The 7,034-nt window shown below is 65.1% G+C and carries 8 protein-coding genes; 2 read left to right on the top strand and 6 right to left on the bottom strand.

Annotated elements, in window-relative coordinates:
- Positions 1–66: 66 nt before the first annotated feature.
- The 4 genes from LB525_RS28455 to rplS form a co-directional block, all read right to left on the bottom strand.
- Positions 67–717, bottom strand: a complete 651-nt coding sequence (locus LB525_RS28455; protein ID WP_224532138.1) for a class I SAM-dependent DNA methyltransferase — start codon at positions 715–717, stop codon at positions 67–69.
- A gap of 120 nt (positions 718–837) precedes the next feature.
- The gene (locus LB525_RS28450; RefSeq protein WP_224549889.1) at positions 838–1,644 is read right to left on the bottom strand and encodes an amino acid ABC transporter permease; all 807 of its coding nucleotides are present in this window, start codon (positions 1,642–1,644) and stop codon (positions 838–840) included.
- Positions 1,645–1,901: 257 nt separating this feature from the next.
- Positions 1,902–2,699 carry a basic amino acid ABC transporter substrate-binding protein gene (locus tag LB525_RS28445; RefSeq protein ID WP_224549879.1) on the bottom strand — a complete coding sequence of 266 codons (798 nt, stop codon included), beginning with the start codon at positions 2,697–2,699 and terminating at the stop codon, positions 1,902–1,904.
- Positions 2,700–2,949: 250 nt separating this feature from the next.
- Positions 2,950–3,471 carry a 50S ribosomal protein L19 gene (rplS, locus tag LB525_RS28440; RefSeq protein ID WP_095769549.1) on the bottom strand — a complete coding sequence of 174 codons (522 nt, stop codon included), beginning with the start codon at positions 3,469–3,471 and terminating at the stop codon, positions 2,950–2,952.
- 345 nt (positions 3,472–3,816) lie between these two features.
- On the opposite strand from rplS, the gene LB525_RS28435 reads away from it, so the two are divergent.
- Positions 3,817–4,569, top strand: a complete 753-nt coding sequence (locus tag LB525_RS28435) for a sulfite exporter TauE/SafE family protein (RefSeq protein WP_140547008.1) — start codon at positions 3,817–3,819, stop codon at positions 4,567–4,569.
- Here the strand turns inward: LB525_RS28435 and trmD are convergent.
- Entirely contained in the window at positions 4,551–5,249 is a 699-nt protein-coding gene (gene trmD / locus LB525_RS28430; protein ID WP_224549877.1) for a tRNA (guanosine(37)-N1)-methyltransferase TrmD, read from the bottom strand. The two genes, LB525_RS28435 and trmD, sit on opposite strands and share 19 nt — an antisense overlap.
- Positions 5,246–5,845 carry a ribosome maturation factor RimM gene (gene rimM, locus LB525_RS28425; protein ID WP_224549874.1) on the bottom strand — a complete coding sequence of 200 codons (600 nt, stop codon included), beginning with the start codon at positions 5,843–5,845 and terminating at the stop codon, positions 5,246–5,248. The genes trmD and rimM overlap by 4 nt, the downstream gene beginning before the upstream one ends.
- Positions 5,846–5,957: 112 nt before the next feature.
- Here rimM and LB525_RS28420 point away from each other — a divergent pair, with 112 nt between their 5' ends.
- Positions 5,958–6,896, top strand: coding sequence for a tyrosine recombinase XerC (locus LB525_RS28420; protein WP_224549872.1), 939 nt, complete (start codon positions 5,958–5,960; stop codon positions 6,894–6,896).
- Positions 6,897–7,034 lie beyond the last annotated feature (138 nt).

Genomic DNA, 7,034 nt, shown 5'->3' with positions numbered 1-7,034 from the left:
TCCCGGCTTCGCGGGGCCACCTCTCCCCCGCTTTTCGCGGGGGCGAGGAACTCGCGCCAAGCTTACTCACACCACCTCGAACACAAACGTCTTCACCAGCGCGTCCGGATCGCCGATGGCATAGCAGCGGAACCACGGGCTCTCCTCGACCAGCCGCCATTTCCCCGCCTCTGCCAACTCGTCGAACACTGCCTGGAAGCCTCCGCTCTCGAAAACCTGGTCGCGCACGGTGAAGATGGCGTGGCCGCCGCTTTTGGTGATGCGCACCAGTTCATGCAATCCCGAAGCCGGCGCGTGGCCGATGGTGAAGACGCCGGTCGAGAAGAAGGCGCGGAAATGCCGGTCGGGCCAGGGCAGCGGGCCGCCGAGCATCGCCTTCTTCAGCTCGCTATAGGCCGGCCTGCCATTGGCCTGACGGCTGCCGGCGATCTTCAGCATGTCGTCGGAGAGGTCGAGCCCGGCGATGTCGCCATAGCCCAAAGCCTTCAGCGACGGCCCCGACAGGCCCGTGCCGCAGCCGGCGTCGAGCAGCGGACCTTCGCCCGCCGGCACGTGCCGCGCCACCCAGGCGGCGATGAGGAAAGGCAGAAGGTAGCCCAGCGAGGCGGTCTCGCTGTCGTAAGTCGCCGCCCAGTCGGCATAGGCCTTTGCGAGCCCTTCCGGCGAATCGGCCGAATAGACGGAATCCAGCGCCGCATTGGCTTTGTCGAAATTCATGGGCGTCTCCTCCGCCGGATGCACATGACCCAAGCTAGAGCAATTCCAGGAAAAGTGGGAACCGGTTTTCCGTCCGGAATTGCGTCAAAAACAATGAGGGAGCGCGGACTTTGCTTCCGGCTATTCCTGATGCTGGCGGCGCAGCCGCTGTTCCAGCGCCCGCAGTGCCAGCGACAGGCCGACGGTGAGGATCAGGTAGATATAGGCGACGATCGAATAGGTCTCGAAGAAGCGGAAGGAGCCCGCGGCATAGACCTTGCCCATCTGGGTGATGTCGGCGACGCCGAGCACCGAGACCAGCGAGGAATCCTTGACCATGGCGACGAAGTCGTTGCCGAGCGGCGGCAGGATGGTGCGGATCGCCTGCGGGAAGACGATCAGCCGGAAGCGCTGGACTCGGCTGAGCCCGAGCGCCTTGGCCGCCTCGATCTGGCCCTTCTCGACCGACTGGATGCCGGCGCGGAACACTTCCGAGATGAAGGCCGAGTAGCCGATGGTCAAAGCCATGATGGCGCGCCAGAGCAGCGAGACGTCGCGCACCAGCAGCTCGCCGATCAGGCCGGCGCCCCGCAGCGGCGCGGTCAGCGCATTCCAGGCGGCGACGAAGGCCGGCGCGCCGGCAAAGGCGATCCAGAACAAAAGCACCAGGATCGGCACGCCGCGGATGATCTCGACATAGAAGCGCGCGGTCTGGCGCAGCCACTGCGATCCGGATAGCGCCATCAGCGCGATGCCAAGCCCGAAGGCGGAGGCTAAAGCGAAAGCGACCGCAGTGACGAAGATGGTGATGCCGATGCCCTTGGTGACGGTGGCGAAGACTTGCGCATAGAGGTCGCTGGAGGCGATGGCGACAGCGGCGGCCAGTGCCAGAACGAGGGCGGCCGCCAGCCACCAGGGGAATTCGGGTTTGGATGTGGGTGTCGGCATCAGGTGTTGCCGGCAAGATAGTTGCGAAGGTCGCGTTCCGGCACACCCCCCTCTGCCCTGCCGGGCATCTCCCCCGCAAGGGGGGAGATTGGCAGCTTCCGCCACGGCGATTTTTCTTCAGCGCTGGCGATTAGCGAAGGTCTGCGAGATAGTCGATCTCCCCCCTTGCGGGGGAGATGTCCGGCAGGACAGAGGGGGGTGCCTGGGCGCAATGTCAGCGTGATTTTTTGTACACGCACTATTCCCAACAACAGCGCCTACTGCCCCATCTTGTAATCGAGGAACCACTTCTTGTTGAGCTTGTCGAACGTGCCGTCGGCCTTCAGCGAAGCGATGGCGGCATTGACCGGCTTCACCAGGTCCGAGCCCTTCGGGAAGATGAACCCAAAATCCTCGGTGCCGAGCGGTCCGCCAATCAGCTTGAGCTTGCCTTCGGAGGCATCGACATAGCCCTGGCCGGCGGTGCCGTCAGTGAGCACAACATCGACGTCGCCCGATTTCAGCGCCTGCACGGTCGCGCCGAACGTCTCGAACAGCTTTATGCGCGGGTTCTGCTCATTGCCGTCGAGCACGCTGTAGACGGCGGTGTAGAAGGGCGTGGTGCCGGGCTGGGCGCCGATCAGCCCGTCCTTGAAGGCACCGAAGCTCTTGGCGTCGGTGAAGCGGCTTTCGTCGCCGCGCACCAGCATGAACTGCTCCGAGCGCATATAGGGATCGGAGAAGTCGACCTTCTCCTTGCGGTCGTCCTTGATGGTGATGCCGGTCATGCCGATGTTGTACTGGTTGTCGGAAACCGCCTGGATCATCGCGTCCCAGGAGGTGTTCTGGTACTCGACCTTGAAGTTCAGCCGCTTGGCGATCTCGTCCATCGCGTCATATTCCCAGCCGATCTGCTTGCCGGTCTTTTTGTCGATGAACTGCAGCGGCGGATAGGCGTTTTCCGTCACCACCACGACCTTCCTGCCGCCGAGGTCCGGCAAATTGTCGGCGAGCGCCGCGACAGGCGCGAGAAGCCAGGCCACCATGGCGGCCAGCAGCAGTTTCGACTTGGTCATGACAAACTCCCCGAAGATGATTGGCTGCGCGATGTTCACGCGCCAAGAGAAAATCCGGCGCCGACTTTAGCTTGCCGCATGCGCCTTGCAAGCCGCTCCGCACTGCCGCGGCGCGTGAATGCGCAATCCAGTGCTCTTCAAGGATGGTTTCGAAACGCGAAGGCTTCGATCAAATTCCGCACGCTTGCGACAGCTGCACAACGAAAAAAGGCGGCCGAAGCCGCCTTTCCGAAACCTGTCTCGCAAAACCTTATTCGGCCGAAGCGGCCTCGGCGGCAGCCTTCTTCTCGGCGGCTTCCTTGGCGGCCGTCTCGGCGGCCAGCGCCTGGGCGGCGGCGACCTTTTCGGCCTCGATGCGGGCGCGCTCGGCGTTCAGCGCGTCGCGCTCTTCATCGTTCAGCTTGCGGGCGCGTACGCCGGTGTTTTCCGAAATGCGGGCCGACTTGCCGCGACGGTCGCGCAGGTAATAGAGCTTGGCGCGGCGAACCTTACCGCGGCGCACGATCTCGACGCCCTCGACCATCGGCGAGTAGACCGGGAAAACGCGCTCCACGCCTTCGCCGTAGGAAATCTTGCGTACCGTGAAATTCTCCTGGAAGCCCGAGCCGGCACGGGCGATGACGACGCCCTCATAGGCCTGGACGCGGGTGCGGGTGCCTTCGGTGACGCGTACCTGGACGCGCACGGTGTCGCCCGGCTGGAATTCGGGCAGCTTGCGCTTGGCTTCGATCTTGGCGGCCTGTTCGGCCTCGAGCTGACGGATGAGATCCATCTCAAATATCCACTTCTTGTTCTTCCGACAGTCAGAGCGTCCTCAGCTCGCCTTGCAGTTCCAATGACCGCTCGGCTATGCCCTTTGTCGAAACACCGGGCAGGGACGGCTACACCGCACTTGTTGACGGGTCCGAAAGATTGTTCTTCCGGTTCGGGCGGGCACATACAGCCATTTTGCCGCTTTGTCACGCCCCTAATGCATGTCGCCCGGAAGTATGCGCGGTTCCGGGACGACGACATGCATCAAAACAAGGGCTTTGAGGCACATTTTGCGCCCATGGCCCCACGTTTACTGCGGCCGTGCCGGGTTGCGCGCGGCTTGCAAGCTTCCTAAGCGGGGAAAATGACTTTTTTCGATGCCGCCTTGCTCTTTCTCTCAGGCTTTGTCTCCGGCGCGGTCAATGCCGTCGCCGGCGGCGGCACCTTCGTCACCTTCGGCGCCATGACGCTGGTCGGCCTGCCGCCGATCGTCGCCAATGCCACCTCCTCGGTGACGCAATTTCCCGGCTATATCACCTCGACGCTCGCCTATCTCGACGACATCAGGCATTTCTGGCGCCAGGCGCTGCTGCTCTGCGTCATCTCCGCCCTCGGCGCGCTGGCCGGCTCGCTGATCCTGCTTGCGCTCTCCAACCCGTCCTTCCGCGCGCTGGTGCCCTGGCTGCTGATCGCCGCCACCGCGCTGTTCGCCGCCGGGCCGTGGCTGAAACCGGCGCCCAAGCCTGGGGCCGAAGCCAAGGTCGGCTCATTCGCCGGATCGCTCGCCCAGTTCGCGACCTCCGTCTATGGCGGCTTTTTCGGCGCCGGCATGGGCGTGATGATGCTGGCGACGCTCGGCCTGACGCAGGCCGGCGACTACCACCGGCTCAACGCGCTGAAGAACATGCTGGCCGTGGTGATCGCAGCCATCGCCATCCTGGTCTTCGTTTCGGGCGGCGTCGTCGCCTGGCCGCAGGCGATCGTCATGATCCCGGGCGGCGCGCTCGGCGGCTATGCCGGCGTCTGGATCGCCAAGCGCGTGCCGCAGGGCGTCGTGCGCGGCTTCGTCGTCGCCGTTGGCCTGTTCCTGGCCTTTTATTATTTCACCAAGGGCTGAGCGCGCAGCAAGTCAGGCCGCCGTTCCCGCGTCAGCTTCTCGGCCTCCGCGCGACGCCATTCTGCAATCTTCTTGTGGTTGCCGGAAATCAGCACGTCGGGTATCGGCCTGCCTTCGAATTCCTGCGGCCGCGTGTAATGCGGATGCTCGAGCAGCCCGTTCTCGAAACTTTCTTCCTCGCCCGAGACGGCATTGCCCATGACGCCCGGCAGCAGCCGCACCACGGCATCGAGCAGCACAAGTGCTGCCGGCTCGCCGCCCGACAGGATGAAATCGCCGACCGAGACCTCCTCCAGTCCCCGCGCCTCGATCAGCCGCTGGTCGACGCCTTCGAAGCGGCCGCACAGGATGACCGCGCCCGGGCCGGCGGCGAGCTCGCGCACGCGCGCCTGCGTCAGCGGTTTGCCGCGCGGGCTCATCAGCAGCCTTGGACGCTTATCGCCCGGCGGCGAGGCATGGTCGATCGCCTTCGCCAGTACATCGGCGCGCATCACCATGCCAGCGCCGCCGCCGGCCGGCGTGTCGTCGACGGTGCGGTGCCTGTCGGTGGCGAAATCGCGGATCTGGATCGCTTCGAGCGACCAAGTTCCGACTTCCAGCGCGCGGCCGGCCAGCGACAGGCCGAGTGCGCCCGGAAACATCTCCGGATATAGTGTCAGCACCGAGGCGGCAAAGCTCAACGGTTGCCCCCAGCATCCTTCGGTCCGCGCGGCCGACCCTTCGGGTCGAATCCGGCATCCCTGGGCGCTTCGTCGCCTTCTTCGTCTTCGACCAGCCCCGCCGCCTGAGGGTTGACCTCAACGAATCCTTCCGCGATCGAGACATGCGGCACCGCGGCCTGCGTGAACGGTATCAGCACGCCCTTGCGACCGGCAAGCGTGACGTCGAGTATGTCGCCGCCGCCGAAATTATGCACGGCGACGACCCTACCGATGACGCCCGTATCATCCCTGACATCGAGGCCGATAAGATCGGCGTGATAGAACTCGTCCTCCTCGCCGTCGTCGGGCAGCACCGAGCGGTCGACGAAAAGCTCGGTGCCGGCCAAAGCCTCGGCGGCGTTGCGGTCACCGACGCCCTTGAAGCGCACGACCACCACAGTCCCGGCCGGCCTGATATCGGTGATCTGGAAGGCGCGGCCGTCCCTGGCATAAAGCGGGCCGTAATCGGCCAGCGCCAGCGGGTCTCCGGTGAAAGTTTTCACCCGCAATTCGCCCTTGATGCCGTGCGCGGCACCGATCACGGCCATCTGTACGGGGTTTTCGAGCTTCGGCATCGGCGGCGCTTCCTTTGCCCTGCTCTAATCCCCTCAAGCCGTCATTTCAATGACGGCCTCTTCACCGCTTCCTAACCCGCACGTCCGAAACTGCCAAAAACGGAAAAAGCCCATGCAGGAATTCCTCATCCCGGCAAAACCCGACCTCCAGGCGGCGCGCGAGACCTGGCTGAAAGCGCTGGCGCATGAGCGCCGCCTGTCGCCGGAGACGGTCGAGGCCTATGAGCGCGACACCCGCCAGTTCCTGCACTTCTTGACCGGCCATTGCGGCGGCGCACCGGGTATCTCCGACATTGCCGACCTGCGGCCGGCCGATCTGCGCGGCTTCCTCGCTGCGCGGCGCAATGAAGGCGCCGGCGCCCGCACGCTGGGGCGCGGCCTTGCCGGCATCCGCTCGCTGCTGCGCTTTCTCGAAAAACGCGGGATGATCAACGCGGCAGGCGCCGCAGCCCTGCGCGCGCCGCGCCAGCCGAAATCGCTGCCCAAGCCGCTGACGGCAAGCGACGCGAAACAGGTCGTGGCGATGGAGGGCCAACTGGCGGAAGAGCCGTGGATCGCCGCACGCAACGCCGCCGTGCTGACGCTGCTCTACGGCTCCGGCCTGCGCATCTCCGAGGCGCTGGGCCTGACCGGCGCCGACCTCGCAACGGAAGCCGACAGTGTGCTGCGCGTCACCGGCAAGGGCGGCAAGACGCGGCTGGTGCCGGTGCTGCCGGTGGCCCGCAAGGCGGTTGCCGAATACCGCAGGCTCTGCCCTTTCCATATCGGTCCTGACGGCCTTTTGTTCCGCGGCGCCCGCGGCGGCCCGCTCAACCCGGCCATCGTCCAGCGCGAGATGGCGAAGCTGCGCTCGGCGCTGAACCTGCCCGACACCGCGACGCCGCATGCCCTGCGCCACTCCTTCGCCACCCATCTGCTCGGCCGCGGCGGCGACCTGCGCACCATCCAGGAGCTGCTCGGCCACGCCAGCCTGTCGACCACGCAGATCTATACCGGCGTCGACACCGCGAGGCTGCTCGACATCTACGAGAAGGCGCATCCAAGGGCGTGAACGCTTCTGAGGCCATTCGGAGCCCTCCGAACTCGTCATTCTAGGGCGAAGCAAGGAGCGGAGCGACGCGCGCAGACCCTGGAATCCTGTGTGTTGGTTCTGGTGTATGGTTGAAGTGGGAAGGAGACCGAATGAATC

The sequence above is a fragment of the Mesorhizobium sp. CA16 genome, assembly GCF_020165175.1.
Lineage (GTDB): Bacteria > Pseudomonadota > Alphaproteobacteria > Rhizobiales > Rhizobiaceae > Mesorhizobium.
This window is presented reverse-complemented; position numbering and strand designations above follow the sequence as displayed.